Source organism: Actinoallomurus sp. CA-150999 (assembly GCF_050942425.1).
Taxonomy (GTDB): domain Bacteria; phylum Actinomycetota; class Actinomycetes; order Streptosporangiales; family Streptosporangiaceae; genus Actinoallomurus.
On record NZ_CP192063.1, the window covers coordinates 1,846,857 to 1,864,246 of the forward strand.

17 protein-coding genes are annotated in these 17,390 nt (G+C 71.7%); 10 read left to right on the forward strand and 7 right to left on the reverse strand.

Annotation, left to right across the window (positions count from 1 at the left end; translation table 11 throughout):
• Positions 1-175 precede the first annotated feature (175 nt).
• From ACQP2O_RS08770 to ACQP2O_RS08795, 6 genes are all read left to right on the forward strand, one after another.
• Positions 176-1,687 carry a DEAD/DEAH box helicase gene (locus ACQP2O_RS08770; protein WP_433181616.1) on the forward strand — a complete coding sequence of 504 codons (1,512 nt, stop codon included), beginning with the start codon at positions 176-178 and terminating at the stop codon, positions 1,685-1,687.
• 608 nt (positions 1,688-2,295) lie between these two features.
• Positions 2,296-3,210 (forward strand): alpha/beta fold hydrolase, encoded by a 915-nt coding sequence (locus ACQP2O_RS08775; RefSeq protein ID WP_433181618.1) that lies wholly within the window; start codon positions 2,296-2,298, stop codon positions 3,208-3,210.
• A 105-nt stretch (positions 3,211-3,315) separates the two neighbouring features.
• A complete protein-coding gene (moeZ, locus tag ACQP2O_RS08780; protein WP_433181620.1) occupies positions 3,316-4,494 on the forward strand; it encodes an adenylyltransferase/sulfurtransferase MoeZ in 1,179 nt (392 codons plus the stop codon).
• Between the two features lie 188 nt (positions 4,495-4,682).
• Positions 4,683-5,504 (forward strand): hypothetical protein, encoded by an 822-nt coding sequence (locus ACQP2O_RS08785; RefSeq protein ID WP_433181622.1) that lies wholly within the window; start codon positions 4,683-4,685, stop codon positions 5,502-5,504.
• Positions 5,492-6,688: a S8 family serine peptidase gene (locus tag ACQP2O_RS08790; protein ID WP_433181624.1), complete on the forward strand. Its 1,197-nt coding sequence runs from the start codon at positions 5,492-5,494 to the stop codon at positions 6,686-6,688. Before ACQP2O_RS08785 ends, ACQP2O_RS08790 begins: the two co-directional genes overlap by 13 nt.
• Positions 6,678-6,992 (forward strand): MGMT family protein, encoded by a 315-nt coding sequence (locus ACQP2O_RS08795; RefSeq protein ID WP_433181625.1) that lies wholly within the window; start codon positions 6,678-6,680, stop codon positions 6,990-6,992. The genes ACQP2O_RS08790 and ACQP2O_RS08795 overlap by 11 nt, the downstream gene beginning before the upstream one ends.
• A gap of 14 nt (positions 6,993-7,006) precedes the next feature.
• Here ACQP2O_RS08795 and ACQP2O_RS08800 read toward each other — a convergent pair whose 3' ends face one another.
• Together ACQP2O_RS08800 and ACQP2O_RS08805 are read right to left on the reverse strand one after the other, a co-directional pair.
• Complete coding sequence (locus ACQP2O_RS08800; RefSeq protein WP_433181627.1) at positions 7,007-8,587, reverse strand: FAD-dependent monooxygenase; 1,581 nt, start codon at positions 8,585-8,587, stop codon at positions 7,007-7,009.
• 48 nt (positions 8,588-8,635) lie between these two features.
• Positions 8,636-9,532, reverse strand: coding sequence for a LysR family transcriptional regulator (locus tag ACQP2O_RS08805; protein ID WP_433181628.1), 897 nt, complete (start codon positions 9,530-9,532; stop codon positions 8,636-8,638).
• A gap of 136 nt (positions 9,533-9,668) precedes the next feature.
• Between ACQP2O_RS08805 and ACQP2O_RS08810 the strand changes: the two genes are divergently transcribed.
• A complete protein-coding gene (locus ACQP2O_RS08810) occupies positions 9,669-10,496 on the forward strand; it encodes an inositol monophosphatase family protein (RefSeq protein WP_433181630.1) in 828 nt (275 codons plus the stop codon).
• 41 nt (positions 10,497-10,537) lie between these two features.
• On the forward strand, positions 10,538-11,134 hold the full coding sequence (locus ACQP2O_RS08815; RefSeq protein ID WP_433181632.1) for an NADPH-dependent F420 reductase: 597 nt from the start codon (positions 10,538-10,540) through the stop codon (positions 11,132-11,134).
• A 135-nt stretch (positions 11,135-11,269) separates the two neighbouring features.
• On the opposite strand, the gene ACQP2O_RS08820 is transcribed toward ACQP2O_RS08815, so the two are convergent.
• A complete protein-coding gene (locus ACQP2O_RS08820) occupies positions 11,270-11,566 on the reverse strand; it encodes a hypothetical protein (protein WP_433181633.1) in 297 nt (98 codons plus the stop codon).
• A 7-nt stretch (positions 11,567-11,573) separates the two neighbouring features.
• A complete protein-coding gene (locus ACQP2O_RS08825; RefSeq protein WP_433181635.1) occupies positions 11,574-12,578 on the reverse strand; it encodes an SPFH domain-containing protein in 1,005 nt (334 codons plus the stop codon).
• A gap of 222 nt (positions 12,579-12,800) precedes the next feature.
• Between ACQP2O_RS08825 and ACQP2O_RS08830 the strand changes: the two genes are divergently transcribed.
• Positions 12,801-13,580, forward strand: a complete 780-nt coding sequence (locus tag ACQP2O_RS08830) for an alpha/beta fold hydrolase (RefSeq protein WP_433181637.1) — start codon at positions 12,801-12,803, stop codon at positions 13,578-13,580.
• 513 nt (positions 13,581-14,093) lie between these two features.
• On the opposite strand, the gene ACQP2O_RS08835 is transcribed toward ACQP2O_RS08830, so the two are convergent.
• Positions 14,094-15,050, reverse strand: a complete 957-nt coding sequence (locus tag ACQP2O_RS08835) for a type IV toxin-antitoxin system AbiEi family antitoxin domain-containing protein (protein WP_433181639.1) — start codon at positions 15,048-15,050, stop codon at positions 14,094-14,096.
• A 252-nt stretch (positions 15,051-15,302) separates the two neighbouring features.
• On the reverse strand, positions 15,303-15,788 hold the full coding sequence (locus ACQP2O_RS08840) for a VOC family protein (RefSeq protein ID WP_433181641.1): 486 nt from the start codon (positions 15,786-15,788) through the stop codon (positions 15,303-15,305).
• A 145-nt stretch (positions 15,789-15,933) separates the two neighbouring features.
• On the opposite strand from ACQP2O_RS08840, the gene ACQP2O_RS08845 reads away from it, so the two are divergent.
• Positions 15,934-16,470, forward strand: a complete 537-nt coding sequence (locus ACQP2O_RS08845; protein ID WP_433181643.1) for a hypothetical protein — start codon at positions 15,934-15,936, stop codon at positions 16,468-16,470.
• Between the two features lie 9 nt (positions 16,471-16,479).
• Here ACQP2O_RS08845 and ACQP2O_RS08850 read toward each other — a convergent pair whose 3' ends face one another.
• A complete protein-coding gene (locus ACQP2O_RS08850; RefSeq protein WP_433181645.1) occupies positions 16,480-17,250 on the reverse strand; it encodes a rhomboid-like protein in 771 nt (256 codons plus the stop codon).
• Between the last annotated feature and the right edge of the window lie 140 nt (positions 17,251-17,390).

The following is a 17,390-nucleotide window of genomic DNA, read 5'->3' on the forward strand; positions in this document are numbered from 1 at the left end:
AGCGGAAAAGCGACCCGCCGGGTCGGGAATGAACCGTCCCCGGGGCGTGTTGGGACCCCATGTAAGCTCTGTGATTCCTGTTCAGGCGCGTTCTCGCGCCGACGGCCGGCTTGGAGTCCGCAATCCCCCACTTTGCGGAACCTCTCGAGGCGGGCCATTTCCGAGAGGTTCATTCTTGACTGACGTTTCGTCGACCCTGCCCACTTTCGCCGAGCTCGGCCTGCCGACCCCTTTGGTGTCGGCGCTCGAACGCCGCGGCATCACCGCGCCGTTCCCCATTCAGGCCGCCAGTGTCCCCGACGCCCTCGCCGGGCGGGACCTGCTCGGACGAGGGCAGACCGGATCGGGCAAGACGCTCGCGTTCGGCCTGCCGGTGCTGGCCGGGATCGCCGGCGTGCAGGCCGCTCCCAAGCGGCCCCGCGCGCTCATCCTCGTCCCCACCCGTGAACTCGCCATGCAGGTCCAGGACGCCCTGGCCCCGCTCGGCCGCAGCCTCGGGCTGCACGCCAAGACCGTCGTCGGCGGCATGTCGATGCCCAAGCAGATCCAGGCGCTGCAGCGCGGCGTCGACCTGCTGGTCGCCACGCCCGGACGGCTCACCGACCTCATCGAGCGCGGCGCCTGCTCGCTCCAGGACGTGCGGATCACCGTCCTCGACGAGGCCGACCACATGTGCGACCTCGGCTTCCTGCCGGCGGTCTCCAAACTGCTCGACATGATCCCGTCCGACGGGCAGCGGATGCTGTTCTCGGCCACCCTCGACGGCGACGTCGACAAGCTCGTCCGCCGTTACCTGCACGACCCGGTGACCCACTCGATCGCCCCGGCCGCCGCGCCGGTGGAGACCATGGACCACCACCTGTTCATCGTCGACCGCGCCGACAAGCAGAACGTCATCGCCGAGGTCGCCGGCCGCGAGGGCCGTACGATCATGTTCGTCCGCACCAAGCACGGCGTGGACGCGCTGGCCAAGAAGCTGGCCCGGGTCGGCGTCCGTGCGGGCGCCCTGCACGGCGGCAAGACCCAGTCGGCTCGCACCCGCACGCTGGCGGACTTCCGCGAGGGCAAGGTCGGCGTGCTGATCGCCACCGACGTGGCCGCCCGCGGCATTCACGTCGACGACGTGAGCCTCGTCGTGCACGTCGACCCGGCCGCGGACCACAAGGACTACCTGCACCGCGCGGGCCGTACCGCCCGGGCGGGCGAGCGCGGCACCGTCGCCACGCTGGTCGCCCACAACGAGGTGCGCAACACCGAGCGCATGATGCGGCGTGCCGGAGTCCGGGCGCTGCGGTCCAAGGTCGTCGCCGGCGACGAGGCTCTCGTCCGGATCACCGGGGCGCAGCCGCCGAGCGGCATCCCGGTCGAGCCCGACCCCGAGCCGCGGCCCCAGCGCCGGGGCCCGCGTCCGGGTGGCCGTCGTGACCGGCGCCCCGGCGGGCGGTTCGAGAGCGGTGGGAGCTCCCGGCAGGGCGGCCGCTTCGAGGGTGAGCACCGCGAGGCGCGCCAGGGCGAGCACCGCGACGGCGAACGCCGCGAGGCGCGTCACGGCGGGTACCGCGACGGGGAGCGCCGTGACGGCGTCCGGCAGCGGCGGGACGGCCGTTCCGGCGGCCCGGGCGGTGCGCGTTCCGGCGGCGTCCGGAGCGGGTCCGTACGCCATGATGGGAGCCGCGCCGGCGCCTGACCGCACGACCGCCGGCACCTGACCGGTACGACGACCTCCGGCCCGCGCCCGGCAACGGCGCGGGCCGGAGGTGTCTGTTGACGGGCCCGCTCACTACCGCCGTACGCCCCGGGCCCGGCAGTGAGGTCGCTCGCGAGCCCGACCGCCGAGCCCAGCCGCGACGCTCGCCAGGCGCCGCAGTGAGCCCGAGCCCGAGCCCGAGCGTGACGTTCGCCGGGCGTCGCAGTGAGGTCGATCCCGACCGCGACGCTCGCCGGGTGCCGTAGTGAGCCCGAGCCCGAGCGTGACGTTCGCCGGGTGCCGTAGTGAGAAGGCTCACGCAGGTTCGGTGGCGCAGCGCTCACCGGGTCCCGAGCCAGGACGCTCACCAGGCCCGATATCGCAACGCTCACGAGGCCCCGCACCGAGCACGGTGCGGGGTCTCGTTCCTTAAGATCCGGTCAACTCGGGCGAGGGCCCCGATCGGCCGCGGGTATCGTTCACAGTGATTTGACCTTCTCCCGTCGCTGGACGGGAGATTTCTACTCCTCGCGCAGGAGGGCAGAAGAGAGGAGGCAGCGGCGGCTCCTCTCCGACCTACGGCCGGAGGCTCCACGCCGCGTGCAGGGATGACCACACCGATCCCGAAGTGGCCGGGTGAGCTGTTCCGGCTGGGCGACCGCGAAGTTTTCGTGCGTACGGCGACGCCCGGCCGCGACGACGCCGAGCCGGGCCTGTTCGTGCACGGACTGGCGGGCTCCTCGGCCAACTGGACCGACCTGATGGGGCTGTTGTCCGACGAGGTCGCCGGAGACGCCGTCGACCTGCCCGGATTCGGGAACTCGCCGCCGCCGCCCGACCGCGACTACTCCGTCGATGCCCACACGCTCACCGTCGCGCGACTGATCGAGAAACGCGGCCGCGGACCGGTCCACCTGTTCGGGAACTCCCTCGGCGGGGCCATCGCGACCCGTCTCGCGGGCACCCGCCCCGACCTGGTGCGCACCCTCACCCTGATCTCGCCCGCGCTGCCCGACCTGAGGCCGAGGTCCGGTCCCGCGCGGATCCTGGCCGCCACCATGCCCGGAGTGGGGCCGTGGGCGGTCCGGCGGCTGGCCGCGCTGCCCGCCGAGCAGCGGGTGCAGGGCACGCTGGACATGTGCTTCGCCGACCCGACCAGCCTGCATCCCGACCGGGTGATGGAGCTCGTCGAGGACGTACGCCACCGGGACGGGCTGCCCCACCACGCCGAGGCGCTGCTCGCGTCGTCGCGCGGCATCGTCACCGCGTACATGCGGCGCTCGCTGTGGCGCTACGCCGCGCGCGTCCTCGCGCCGACACTGGTGATCTACGGTCGGCACGACCGGCTCGTCGACCCGCGCATGGCGGCCCGCGCGGGCCGGGTGTTCAAGCGCTCCCGTGTGGTCGTGCTGCCCGACGTCGGCCACCTCGCGCAGGTGGAGCGCCCCGAGGCCGTGGCGCGGGAGTTCCGGGCGCTGCTGGACGACGCCCACCTGCGCCTGCCCGACATCGCCGCGGGCTGATCCGGGTTCGGCCGTTCCGCGGGAATGCGGACGGGCATGACAGAGTTGTCATCAGTTCAGGACGACGGCGTCCGCACCGAAACCCAGCACGCGCAGGAGACAACCGTGTCGTTGCCACCCCTGGTAGAGCCCGCGAGCGAGCTCTCCGTCGACGAGGTCCGGCGCTACTCGCGTCACCTGATCATCCCGGACGTCGGGATGGCCGGGCAAAAGCGGCTGAAGAACGCCAAGGTGCTGTGCGTGGGCGCGGGTGGTCTCGGCTCCCCGGCCCTGCTCTACCTCGCCGCCGCCGGCGTGGGCACCCTCGGCATCATCGACTTCGACGTCGTCGACGAGTCCAACCTGCAGCGCCAGATCATCCACGGGCAGTCCGACGTCGGCCGGCCCAAGGCCGAGTCGGCCGCCGCCTCGGTCCGCGAGATCAACCCGCTGATCAACGTGATCGTCCACAACGAGGCGCTGTCCAACGACAACGTCATGGACATCTTCAGCGGCTACGACCTGATCGTCGACGGCACCGACAACTTCGCCACGCGCTACATGGTCAACGACGCGGCCGTGCTGCTCGGCAAGCCGTACGTCTGGGGCTCGATCTACCGGTTCGACGGTCAGGCGTCGGTCTTCTGGGCCGAGCACGGGCCGTGCTACCGCTGCCTCTACCCCGAGCCGCCGCCGCCCGGCATGGTGCCGTCGTGCGCCGAGGGCGGCGTGCTGGGCGTGCTGTGCGCGTCGATCGGCTCGATCCAGGTGAACGAGGCGATCAAGCTGATCGCCGGGATCGGCGAGCCGCTCGTCGGGCGCCTGATGATCTACGACGCCCTGGAGATGACCTACCGGAGCGTCAAGGTCCGCAAGGACCCCGAGTGCCCGCTGTGCGGCAAGAACCCCACGATCACCGAGCTCCTCGAGGACTACGAGGCGTTCTGCGGCGCGATCTCCGACGAGGCCGCGGACGCGGTCAAGGACTCCACGATCACGGCGACCGAGCTGAAGGGCCTGCTCGACACGGGCGACATCTTCCTGGTCGACGTCCGTGAGCCGAACGAGTACGAGATCGTCAACATCCCCGGCGCCACGCTCATCCCGAAGGGTGAGTTCCTGTCCGGCGCGGCTCTCGAGCGGCTGCCCCAGGACAAGCGGATCGTGCTGCACTGCAAGTCCGGCGCCCGCAGCGCCGAGTGCCTCGCGATCGTCAAGGACGCCGGCTTCTCCGACGCCGTCCACCTCGGCGGCGGGGTGCTGGCCTGGGTCAACCAGATCGAGCCGGCCAAGCCGACGTACTGATCCACAACCGGGCGGCACCGCCCGGTGAGCCGGTCCGCAGGCGGCGACGCCGCCTGCGGACCACGCCGATCTCCGGCCGGTGGAACGCCCAGGCGGAGCGCCGTCGGGATGTTCCCCTTGGCCTCACTGGGCCACCCACGCCTCGGTTCTGACCAGATGCGAGGGATGGGCCAGTAACCTTTTCAGATATGGCGCGAACCTCCGATCCGAGCTGGCCGACGACCGGGCCCGGCGGATGGGGGGCATGGCACGGGCCGGACGAGCCTCCGCCCGAACCGGTGCCCTGGTACGCCCGTCGCCGCCTGTGGCTGGTGGTGGCGGTGGTGACGACGGTCGGCTATCTCGTCGTCGGAGTCCTCTCCACCGCCCGGGTCTACTGGGAGTTCCACCGCAAGCCGACCCAGTGGGAGCTGTACCGCGCGGCCGGCGAGGAGGTCCGGAACCGCTGGCGCACCTGGTCGGCCGAGAAGATCTTCCCGGCCTCCGTCCCGTACACCTCCGAACAGGGCGGGATCGAGCACGCGAGCCGGGTCGGCATCGCCCCCGAGACGGGATGCGCCACCGGCATCGACGCCGCCCCCGCCGCCGTCCTCGCCAAGTACGGCTGCCGCGCGCTGCTGCGGGCCACCTACGTCGACGAGATGCAGGGCATCATCCTCACCGTGGGGATCGCCGCGCTGGACGACGAGCGGGCCGCCGGCCTGGCCGACGAGGCCCTCGCGCCGCCGGACCCCGGCAAGCCGGGTCCGTTCCTGCACGCCCTGGCGTTCCCGCGGACGATCGCCGCCCGGTTCGACGACCCCGCGCGGCAGTTCGCCGCTACGGGCCGGGCCGGGCCGTACGCCGTGCTCACGGTGGCCGGGCAGACCGACGGCCGGCCCGTCGCGGCCGTCCGCAAACCGCACACCGGCTGGTTCCTGCTCGCGCCGGAGATCGGCCGCAACATCGCCGGCGCCCTCGCGCTCCCCGTCCAGCCGGACTGCTCCGAGAAACGAGAGTGGAAGTGCTGAGGGCCGCGGCGGCGGCCGCCGTGGCGCTGACGGTGGCCCTGCTCCCCGCCACGGGGCGCGCCGACTCCGTACGCGACCGCGAGCAGTGGGTGCTCGACGCCCTCGGCGCGCCGCAGGCCTGGCAGACGACCAAGGGCAAGGGCGTCACCGTCGCCGTCCTCGACACCGGCGTCGACGGGTCCCACCACGACCTCACCGGCACCGTGAACGCGGGCCCCGACTTCATCAGCGACGTGGCGCCCGACCCGGGCCGGCTCCACGGCACCTGGATGGCCTCCCTGATCGCCGGGCACGGGCACGGCTCGAACGCCGGGGTGATCGGGGTGGCCCCCGAGTCGCGCCTGCTCTCCCTGCGGGTCATCGCCGACCCGAGCGAGAAGGGCTACAAGTCGTTCCGCGACAGCCCGGAGTACCGCGCGGCGCTGCCCAAGGCGATCCGCTACGCGGCGGATCACGGCGCCGACGTGATCAACATGTCCCTCGGCGGGCCGAGCGCCGGCCGCGAGGAGCGCTCCGCCATCGCCTACGCGATCTCCAAGGGCGTCGTCGTGGTCGCCTCGGCCGGCAATGACGGCGACCGCAAGACCGACAAGGACGGGTTCACCCGGCTGTCCTACCCCGCCGCGTTCCCCGGCGTGATCGCGGTGGCGGCGATGACGCGGCGTGGCGTCCCGGCGAAGTTCTCCGACCGCAACGCGAGCGTCCAGGTCGCGGCGCCGGGGGCCGACGTCGTCGGCGCCGGCCCCGGCAACAGCTACTGGATCGGCGAGGGCACGAGCCAGGCGGGAGCGCTCGTCTCGGGCGTCGTCGCGCTGATCCGGTCGCGCTACCACGACCTGCCGCCCGCGCTGGTCGCCCAGGCGATCACCGCGAGCACCAAGGGCCGCCCGGCCGCCGGGTACGACGCGTCGGTCGGCTTCGGCGAGGTCAACGCCGCGGCGGCGCTGACCGCCGCGGACCGGCTGCAGGGCTACCAGGTCACCGGAGGCACCAAGACCGGCCGGTTCGACGACGGGCCGACGCAGCCGGTGCAGGTCGAGCGGCATCCCCCCGGCCTGGTCATCCTGGGCGGCTGGATCGGCATCGCCGCGATCTTCGGGTTCGCCGGGGCCCTGGCGACCACCGTGCTGTACGTCCGGCGCGTACGGGCCCGGCAGCAGTCGGAGGCCGACGGTGCACGGTGACCCCACCGAATTCGCCGAACGCGTCCTCGACGTCGTCGAGCGCATCCCGCCCGGCCGCGTCATGACGTACGGCGACATCGCCGAGTTCCTGGGCGAGGGCGGACCACGGCAGGTCGGCCGCGTGATGGCCCTGTGGGGCGGCGGCGTGCCCTGGTGGCGCGTCATCCGGGCCGACGGCTCATTCCTGCCCGGCCACGAACAGCGTGCCCTGAAGCACTACCGCGCCGAGGGCACGCCGCTGCGCGACACCCGCGTCGACATGCGCCTCGCCCGCTGGACCGGCGAGCCCGCCGAGGCGGACTGACCGCCCGCGCTCGATCAACGGGTGGGCGTCGCGGGCGAGAGGTCGCTGGGCTCGGCGGCGCCGAACCACCGCTCTGCGGCGGCGTCCAGCGCGTTCCTCTCCTCGGAGTCGAGATCGGCGGACTCCGACGCCCACGCCACATGGCAGTCCGGCCGCAGCAGCAGCACGGTGACGCCGGCGTGGGGGCCCGAAGGAGAGCCGGTGACGATGTCGATCCGGGGCCGCCGGTGCGCCAGGGTCCGGGCCGCCGACGCGTGTTCGGTCAGGTCCACCAGCAGGGGGCGCGCGGTCCTGGTCAGCTCGGCGAGCCGCACCGTCCCATCGGGGGTGTGCACGTCGAGGTCGGGAGCGAGCCGGCCCACGAGCGGGTGGGGTGCCGTATCGCCCATGTCGTACGCCAGGTCGTCGCCGGCGATGAGACCGGCGACGCGGCCCACGGCGCCGGGGTCGCCCAGCAGTTCGGCGAACAGCCCGCGCAGTGCCGTGACGTCGTCGCCCGGGGCGGTCAGCGCGCCCTGGGCCTGACCGGCCGTGATCATGCGTTCGCACGCGGGACGCCGTTCGGTCTCGTACGTGCCCAGGAGCCCCTCCGGGGCCCCGCCGCGGAGTTCGGCGGCGAGCTTCCAGGCGAGGTCGACCGCGTCCTGCAGGCCGAGGTTGAGCCCCGAGCCACCGGAGGTGTTGATGTGCGCGGCGTCGCCGGCGAGGAAGACGCCCCGGTCGCGGAAACGGGTGGCGACGCGATTGTGACCGCCGTTCAACCGTCGCAGCACGTGCGGCCCCGGACCGGCGGGCGCGGCGAGCGGCACGTCGACGCCCAGGACGCGGCGGATGCTCGTGCGCAACTCGTCGAGGCTCATCGGATCGTCGTGCTCCGGCCGGTCCCATTCCGCGGTGCTCACCAGAGGCGGGTGCCCGGGGAAGGGCGCGTAGGAGAACGTCCCGTGGTCGGTCCGGTGGGCCAGGAACGGCGGGACCGCGCCGTGGCCGGGGATGTCGAGGCCGCCGGTCGCCGGATCCACCCACGCGTCCGGAACGGTGGCGTGGGCCGTCCGCGTGGTCACCCGGTCGTAGGTGATGCCGGGGAAGTCGATGCCGGCCAGCTTGCGGGTCGCGCTGTGCGCTCCGTCCGCGCCGACCAGGTACCGGGCCCGCACCTGGTAGGTCCCGCCCGGGCCCGCCACGTCGGCGGTGACCGCGTCGTCGTCCTGCGCCAGTCCGACGAGCCGGTGCCCGCGCCGGATGTCCACGCCGAGTTCGGCGGCGCGTTTCTCGAGCACCTGCACGAGGCGGTGCTGCGTCACCGGCAGGCCGTAGACCGAGTGATCTTCCAGCACGCTCAGATCCAGGGGCAGCGCGGCGAACATGAAGGCGGGGCTCGGTCGCGGCGGTCCCGGCCGCCCCGACAGCGGCTCGTACAGGCCGCGGTGGTCGATCATCCGCACCACCTGGCCGAGCAGCCCGTTCGCCTTCGGCTCCGTGCTGGGCTCCGGCAGGACCTCCAGCACCACCGGACGGACCCCGGCCAGACTCAGCTCACAGGCGGCCATCAGCCCGGTGGGACCGCCGCCGACGATGACGACGTCGATGGACATGGGAGTACTCCCTCACATGCGAAAACAAGGTACGGTACGTACCGTACCTTATATTTCGGCCAACGCGGTTCGCGCCAGGTCGCGTAGCCAGACGTGTGCGGGGTCGGTGTCATAGCGCTGGTGCCATGACAGGAACACCGGGGCCGGCGGAAGGTCGAGCGGCAGTGGGAGCAGGGCCAGACCGAGATCCGCGGCCACCGAGCGCGTCGTGGACTCGGGGGCTGTGACGAGGAGGTCGGAGCCCCTCACGAACTCGAGCGCGGCCGCTTCGGTGGGTGCGGTCGCCACCACACGTCGGGTGAAGCCGAGGCGTTGGAGGGCGTCGTCGAGGGCGCTGTGAAGCCTTCCGCGCCGTGAGACGGTGATGTGCTCGGCGGCGGCGTACCGCACGGCGGTGACGGTCGTGACACGGGTGAGCGGGTGGCCCCGCCGTACGACGACGACGTGATGGCTCTCGGCCACCCGATCGGCGCGAATCTCGGGTGCGGTCGGGCGGTCCGCGTTCGCGGCGAGGTCGACCTCGCCGCGACGCAGCTCGGGGGTGTCGATGCTCGACTCCGCGATGAAGCGCAGACGCACCCCCGGCGCCTGTTCGCGCACGGCCGCGAGAAGCGGGGGCCCGCTGTGGGCGACGAGTGCGTCGTGCCAGCGGAGTGTGAAGGTGCGCTCGAGTGTCGTCAGGTCGAGTTCCCGGCTCGGCGCCAGCACGCCCTGGACCTGCTGCAGCAGGTCGTGCACCTGTTCCCGGACGGCGATCGCGTACGGCGTCGGAGTCATCGTGCGCCCTGTGCGCACCAGAATCTGGTCGCCCGTCGTGCGCCGGATCCGGCCGAGGCTCCGGCTCATCGCGGGGGCGGTGACGTGCAGGCGCTCGGCCGCTCCGGCCACGCTGCCCTCCTCCAGGAGAGCGTCGAGCGCGGCGAGCAGATTCAAATCCAATTGCATGAGAGTCATGCTAGGCATGCTTTACATGCACTTGAAGTTAATGGTGGGTCCTCCTACCGTCGAGACGCGGGTGCGAAAAGGCCCGCGGCTTCCCGTAGTTCGGCCACATCCCCCCAGCTCAGATGGGAGTACCGCCATGCCCGAGTCGATTCAGAACCCCGGTATCGCCGCAGCCGCCGCGTCCGATGCCGACCTGCTCGCGCAGACCACGAACGCCGTACGCGCGGCGGGTTCGGCGCTGCGGGAGCGCTTCGGCGACGTGGCCCACCACCAGACCCGCGAAGAGCTGATGCGTGCCCTCGCCGCCAACGACGCCGTCGCCCTCGACATCCTGCGCCCCCGCCTCGCACCCCTGCGCCCGGACGCCCGCTGGGTGGACGAGGAGCTCGCCGGCGGGGCCCTGCCCCCCGGCGAATGGTGGGTCGTGGATCCGGCAGAGGGCAACGTCAACCACCTGCACGGCCTGCCGGAGTGGGCGGTGACCGCCACCCTCGTACGCGAGAACCAGCCGGTGCTCACCGCGGTCCACCTGCCGTTGACCGGCGAGACCTACACCGCGCTCGCCGGCGCCGGCGCCCACCTCGACGGCTGGCCGCTGCACGTGTCCCAGACCGCCGACCTCGGCCTGGGCCTCGTGGCCACGAGCCAGGCCAGGCCGGACGAGGACGAGAAGGTCGTGCGGCGCATCGGCTCCTCGATCACCGCGATGCTCCTCGACGCGCTCGTGGTGCGCACCTCTGTGCCCGCCACCCTGCACCTGCTGAACGTGGCCGCGGGCCGGATCGACGCCTTCTGGCAGTTCGCCGGGGCCCGTGCGGACCTGCTTCCCGGGGCACTGCTCGTCGCCGAGGCCGGCGGACGGATCTCCGACGCCGAGGGCCATCTCTGGACCCCGCGGAGCGAGAGCTTCCTGGCCACCGCGCCCGGCGTGCATGCCGACGCCGTCGCCACACTCTCCCGATGACCACCCACGACGACCACACGCACCAGAAGGACTGACGCAGCATGACCAAGATCACCGTCCTCGGCAACGGCCGCGTCGGCGGCAGCCTGGCCACGGCTCTCACCCGGGCGGGGCACGAGGTGACCGTGGCGGACCGCTCGCCGGGTTCTGCCGCCGACGCCGCCCGGACAGCGCAGATCGTCATCAACGCCACGCCGGGTGCCGGCTCGCTGGAGCGGCTCGGCGCGCTGCGCGAGGAACTGCAAGGCAAGATCCTCGTGGATGTCTCCAACGCCACCGTCGACGGACCGGACGGACTGCCCGCCGACCTGCTCTATCCCGGATCAAGCCTCGCGGAGCAACTCCAGGACGCGCTCCCCGACACGCGCGTCGTCAAGACGCTCAACACGATGCTCTACCCGGTGATGACCGCGCCCGCCACGCTCGCCCAGACGCCGACCGCGTTCCTCTCCGGCAAGGATCCGGAGGCCAAGCAGGTCGTCCGCGAGCTTCTCACGGACCTCGGCTGGCGCCAGGAGTGGATCACGGACCTCGGCGGGATCGAGACGGCGCGGGCCGCCGAGGCCATGATCCTCTTCGTACCGCACGTGATCCGATCCAGCGGATTCGCGCCCTTCGCCATCTCGATCGCCCGTTGACAGCCCGACGCGCCTCTGCGGCGTCGTGCGCCGACGCAAAGCCACTGTTGGCCCTCATGACCTGCGCTACGACTCCCCGGTGCAGGCGTTCACCCGCGTGGTGACCGCCGACGTCGAGGTCGATGACGTCCGTGCTCAGTCGGCCTCGCTGTGCAGGGCGGCCGCCCGGGATCGGGCGGCCGCCATGGCCTCGTGGTAGCGCGTCTCCCAATCGGGGGCGTCCGCCGGGATCTCGGCGACGACCTGACGGCCCAGCTCCCGCCCGCCGGCGACGTGCCGGACGAGCACGACGGTGACGCCGTCCCGCAGTTCCGTCGCGGGCTCCCAGTCCGGTCCCCGATCCGGCTCGGGCCGGCGGAACGCGGCGATGAGAAGCGCGGCCAGCAGGACCGCGAGCAGAAGCACGACGGGGAGTGCCAGGACGCGCATCATGAGCCTCCTATCCGGTCGGGATCGCCACCCGGTTGTTCCCCGGGGCGTACACCGTGATGCCCTTGGGCAGCGCCTTCAGCTTCTCGATGTCGGCGCACGTCGGGCACTTGTTGTAACCGTCCTGGCGGGCCCGGTTGGCCTCCGCCTCCGCGCGGGCCTGCGCGACCTGCGCCTGCGACTCGGTCACCTTCGCGAACGCCGCCTGCGCGCTGTCCACGGCCTGCTGCACCGAGGCGGGCAGCGTGATGCGCGCCAGGTTGAAGTGCAGGTTGGTCAGGAAGGGGAACCCGAGGGTCTGCTGCAGATCCTGCTCCAGGCTCGTGTTGATCGCGTCCTGCACCTTGGCGATGTTGGCGTTGTTGCTCTGCGCCTTGAGAGACGTCTGCTGCTGCTTGCCGCCCGAGTTGTTCTGCACGAGCGCGCAGGAGGACACCAGCTCGGCACAGCGGAAGCTGTTCACCTGGGTGCGCAGGTCGTTCTCGATCACGGGCCGGATGATCTGGTCGAGGAACGCCGACCATCCCTGATCGCCGTCATAGGCGTAGCGGGCCTTCCCGTCCGCGCCGGTGAACTTCCGGGTGCCGAACTTGTCGTCGAACTTCCGCAGCGTCGCGTGGTCGAGGTTCAGCGTGAAGTAGAGCGTGCCCTCGATCCCCATGTTGACGCCGTCGCTGCTGGGCACCGTCACGACGTCCACGCCCGTACGGTCCCCGCGTCCCGAGTCGGAGGTGATCGTGTAGAACCGCTGCTGCGCCGGGTACTTGTGCATGTGCGACCACCACCCGATCCACGTCAGGCCCGACCCCGGGTCGACGATCTGGCGGATCTTGTTGTTGTCGAACATCCCGCCGTTGCGGACGACCGCCACCTCGCCCCCGGAGGTGCGCTCGAACGACCCGAAGAAGCCGTTGAGCGTCGGCACCGCGACGACGAGGAGCACCACCGCTGCCACGATCGCCTTCGGACGGCTGACGCGTCCGGAGGGCCGCGGAATCTTTTTCGAACCGGCCACCGACACTCCTGCACAAAGCTGGAAACGGAATAAATGCGCAACTAAGACGTACCGCCCCAGACCGCGGTTCCGAAAGGTGCCCTCCAGCCCCCGGCGGGCAGGGGTGAGCGCATGACCGCTTGTGGCCTGAGTCAGCCCATCCACCTCGGGGTGTCTTCGATGATCAACGGCCGGTGCGTTGGGAGTCTGGCTACGGCATGGAGATCGAGAGACAGGGGCGTCATGGCGGTCACAGTTACCCGTGACGGTTTCACGCTGTGGTACGAGGTGAAGGGCGACGGTCCGGCCGTCATCTTCCCGTCGAGGATGCGCAGCGAGCACGTCACGCTCGCGGACGCGCTGGCGACAAGTGGGTATCGGGTGGTGCGCTACAAACCCCGGCAGGTCGTCGGCGTGATGGAACCCGAGAACGAGGCAGGCGGCCCGTGGGAGCCGACGAAATGGGACCGCTTCCCTACGGACGTCGAGATCGCTGACTTACATGCCGTGGCGGACGCAGCGGACGTGGGTGATTTCGTGCTGGCCGGGTACTCCGGCATGGCCGCGCTGGCGGGTTTCCTGGTGGGCGCCACTGATCGGGCGGTCGGCCTCATGGTCGGTGGTTTCCCGCTGCTGGCAGGAGCGGACTACTGGCTCGGCTATGTCGAGGGTGCCCGCACGGCCCTGATGCAGGCCGGGCTGCAGGACAAGGCGGACGAGCATCACCTGGGCATCTTGATGTACCGGGAATGGGCTAATCGTGATGATGCCGAGGTTCTGGCGGCCCTCAAGGGGCCAAAGATCGTCTGGTACGGCTCCGCAGACGGCGAACCCGGATGCCGGATGTATGACTACGTGGGAGGCAGTGCCATCGCACGCCGCGTCCGCGACCGTTCCGTAGAACTGCGTCAGGCCGGGTTCGAGGTCATCGAGTTCGAGGGGCTGGACCACATCGCCGGCTTGGCCGAGGCACACCTGGTCGCCCCACGGCTGACGGCCGCGCTGGCTACGACGGCCTGGTAAGACATCCGGCGCGGCCGGCCATCGCCCCCGGCGGGTCAGCGACCTGCGCCGCTGGGGGCGGCGGCCATCCGCGCCGCCACGGTGTTGACCGAGACGCGCCATGTCGGCCTTCAGCCCCGCGGCTGGGCCAGTTCCTCACGCTCGGACTCGCTCAGCCCGCCACCACGGCCCCGTACGACCATCACCTCGCCGTCGTTCTTGACGTCGCAATGCGGAGCAACCGGGCAATATCCGGTCGCTACCGGCGGCGAGGTGTCCATGTCGACGGCAATGTGGCAATGGTGGACGGCCGCTGACGGCCGTCCGCGTCGCAAGCGAAAACACGGTGACAGCGGGGTCGCCGCCGCGTAGGTCGCGGACCGAGGGGACGCCGGACGCGCCGGGGGTGCGAGGCGGCGTCCCTGGAACCACGCGCCGCGTCGGAGGCGGCTTGACCGGCCGCGGCGACGACGGCGGCCCGCTCACCAGGGAGAGCCGACCGATGATCGCGGCGCGGAGATCTGAGACCGCGCGTCACCGGCCGGGTCGGGACCGTTCGATGCGCGCGGTGCTTCGAGCGAAGGCGCGGCGGATACGGGCGGCGCATTCCTGCGGGTGTTCGGTGACCTGCCGCCAGGTGAGGCGTACGACCGTGAAGCCCATCTCCTCGAGGCGTTCCTGCTTGAGCTTCTCCGCCCGCAACCTGTCCGGAGCGGTGTACGTCAGCAGGCCGTCGGCCTCGGCGATCGTGCGGGTGTCCGCCCAGAGGAAGTCGACCTCGGTGAAGATCTCATCGTCCTCGCCGACCAGGACACCGACCTCGGGCGGCGGCAGCCCCTGCTCGGCGAACATCACCCGGGTGATCGACTCGAACGGGCTCCGTGCGCGGGGATTCGCGAAGTCGAGAACGGCTCTGGCCCGCTCGATCCCCGGCCACCGCCCGCAGTCCCCAACGATGCGGCCAAGCCCCTCCTTGGTGGCCCGGCCAAGGAAGAGCGCCGAGTCCGCGACGACGACTCCCTCGCGGAACCGCAGTGTGCGCGCCAGGTCCACCACCGTCCGCGCAGGTGTCGTCAACCGGACTCCCCGCACGAGCCGCAGGTGATCGGGCGGAAGGCCACAGCGCTCGACTTGGATGCCTCTGGTCTCGCCCCGGCCGGGCGCGTCTGGCGGCCGGGTCAAACTGACGACGTCGAGCGGTGCTTCCACCATCTCGATGCCGTGGATCCTGGCGGCGGAATGGTGACTTCCGGCGGCGTCCTGCCGGCGGAACGACAGGATCGCCGCCGCGACGTCGATGGTGTGTCGGCCGATGGAGTCGGCGGCCTCCCAGCGGGCCCTCGTCACGTAGACGCCACGCCGGCGACCGAGCCAGATGCCGGAGGTGAGCCGATCGCGGATCGCCCGCGGGCCGTACCCGACCGCGAGCGCCTGCCGCCGGGTGAACACCCCACCCTGTGCCGCGGCCAGCGCCGCCAGTTCCTCACGCACCTCCGCAGCATCACCCCGGACAGAAGGCTCCGGGGGGGCGGAGGAACGGAAATGTGGACGACCACCCGGTCCCGGCCCGGCAGCCACCCGCGCCGGCGGGCTCTGCCGTCGGTGTTGCCGTCACAATCCCGTCGAAACGGGCCGCGTGGGGGCTACACCGACGGCAATGAGTCGATGCCGACGGCGAGGTGACCGCGGCGACGGCAAAGGTGGGAACGAAGCCAGGACCGGCTGCTCGCGTCCGGTCGGCGGTTACAAGACCTTGGTGCCGTACATCTCGCCCAAAGGGTCGGCTAGCAGTTCGATGCGGGCGCCGTCGGGATCGCGGAGGTAGAGGGACGAGCCGCTCTCGGCCTGGTACGGGACGCCGGCGGCGTCGAGCCTGTCGCGGAGGCGTTCCCACGTGGGGCGGTCGACGGAGATGGCGAGGTGGTGCAGGCCGCCCAGCACCTCGGCGTACGGGCCGAGGTCGAGGCCGGGGAAGTCGAAGAAGGCCAGCAGATTGCCGTTGCCCAGGTCGAAGAAGAAATGGGTCGAGCCCTGGTAGTCGCGGTTCTCGATGACCTCCGTCAGCGGGAACCCCAGGATCTCCTGGTAGAAGCGGACGGTTGTTTCGACGTCCGAGGACAGCAGCGCGACGTGATGCACGCCGGACGCCGCACTGGCCGCCCGGTCGGCGTGCAGGTACGCCTCGCGGATCCGCGCCCGTTCCGCCTCGATCGCGGCCAGGTCGACCATCGTCCACCTCACACGTTGAGAACTTCCACCATCGAGCGATCTACCCGGAGCCGTCCACCGGACACACGCCTTTGGGGTGTCCGGTGGATCTTGTTCGTGGCGCAGCCGGACGAAGATCCACCGGGCACCCCCTAAAATCCGGCGTATGCGGCGGACGAGCAGCACTGTGGTCGTGGTCGCGGGGGAGGGCGCGGACAAGGTCGTGTCCGGGCTCGCGGCCCTGCACAACGTACGCGCCCTCGTCGCGGGGGACCGTTCACCCGCCGAGCTGGCCCAGGCCATCTCCGGCGCCGGGACGACGTATGTCGTGCACGACGCCGATCCGCTCGCCGAGGTCCGCGACGCGTGGGTGGACTTCTTCGATCAGGCCGCTCCGCACGGCGGTCTCGAGGTCGCCATCGAGTCCACGGTGAGCGGCCTGGCCGCCGAGCGGCTGCTGCTGCCGGACTACTACATGGTCCTCGACCCCCAGGCGATGTCGCCGACCCGGCGGCACTGGTGGCTGGGCGTGCTCGCGGGCGCGGCGCCGAGCCGGGTGGTCCCGGCCGACGCGTCCGTCACCGCGGTGAGCGACGCGCTGGCGCACCTGTCCGCGGGCCGCTGGTGGCCCGCGGATGTTCCCGGGTGGCTGCGCGGCCTCCCGAAGGTCGTTCCCGACCGGGTGGGCCTGCCCTCGACGTGACTGACCCGATCACTCGGTGGTGACGGCGGCCGGCTCCCGCAGGCAGGGGCGGAGGTCGCGGGGTGATCTGACGCCGCCGAGGAACACCGCGAGGGCGGCGACGAGGAGCCCGCACAGGGTGGCGAGCAGGTGGCCGAGGGCCCAGATGGTGTGGTTGGAGATCACCGGCCAGACCACTCCGATGGCCAGCGCCGTGATGCCGGCGACGAGCCACCAGCCGCGCATGAGCAGCACCGCCGCGACGCAGCCCGCCACCATCATGTAGCTGACCCCCACATCGGTGGTGTGGGCCAGCCGATGCGGCGCCCGCCCCGACTCGATCGCGTGGAGCTCCACCAGGGCGGTGAGCAGGGTGCCGAGGACGTGGCCGGAAATGCAGATGAGGATGATGCGCGGCGGGCCGTACCGTCGTTCGGCCCAGGCGACCACGGTGGCGAATACCAGGACGTACAGCGAGAGTCCCGCACCGCGGTTCGCGACCCACAGGGCGCTGTCGGCGAGCACCGACATCGGGGTGTGGCGCAGGCGGGACAGGCTGGTGCTGTTCACGCGGGTGAGCACGTCGATCAGGCGCGGCGGGGTCGTCTGCTGCACGAGCGTGAACGCCGTGAAGATCGCGATGTAGGTGAACGTCGCCGGCGCCGACAGGATCCAGGCGTGCAGCCATCGCGTGTACGGGGACAGGCGGGCCACGGCCCGGCGCGGACCGTCCCCCAGCAGGCTCAGCCAGCACAGGAAGTACCAGGCCAGCGCCAGGATGAGCGCGACCAAGAGGATCATCGGTGACACCCCCTCCGTCCGCCGGACCGCCGGCGGAACCCGTCTCCCCGCCCCAGGGTCTCGCAGGCAAGCGCCGTCCCGGGAACGGGGTCGGCGACGGGCCGGGAGCGCGGCCACATGCGCGACATGCCGCAACCCTG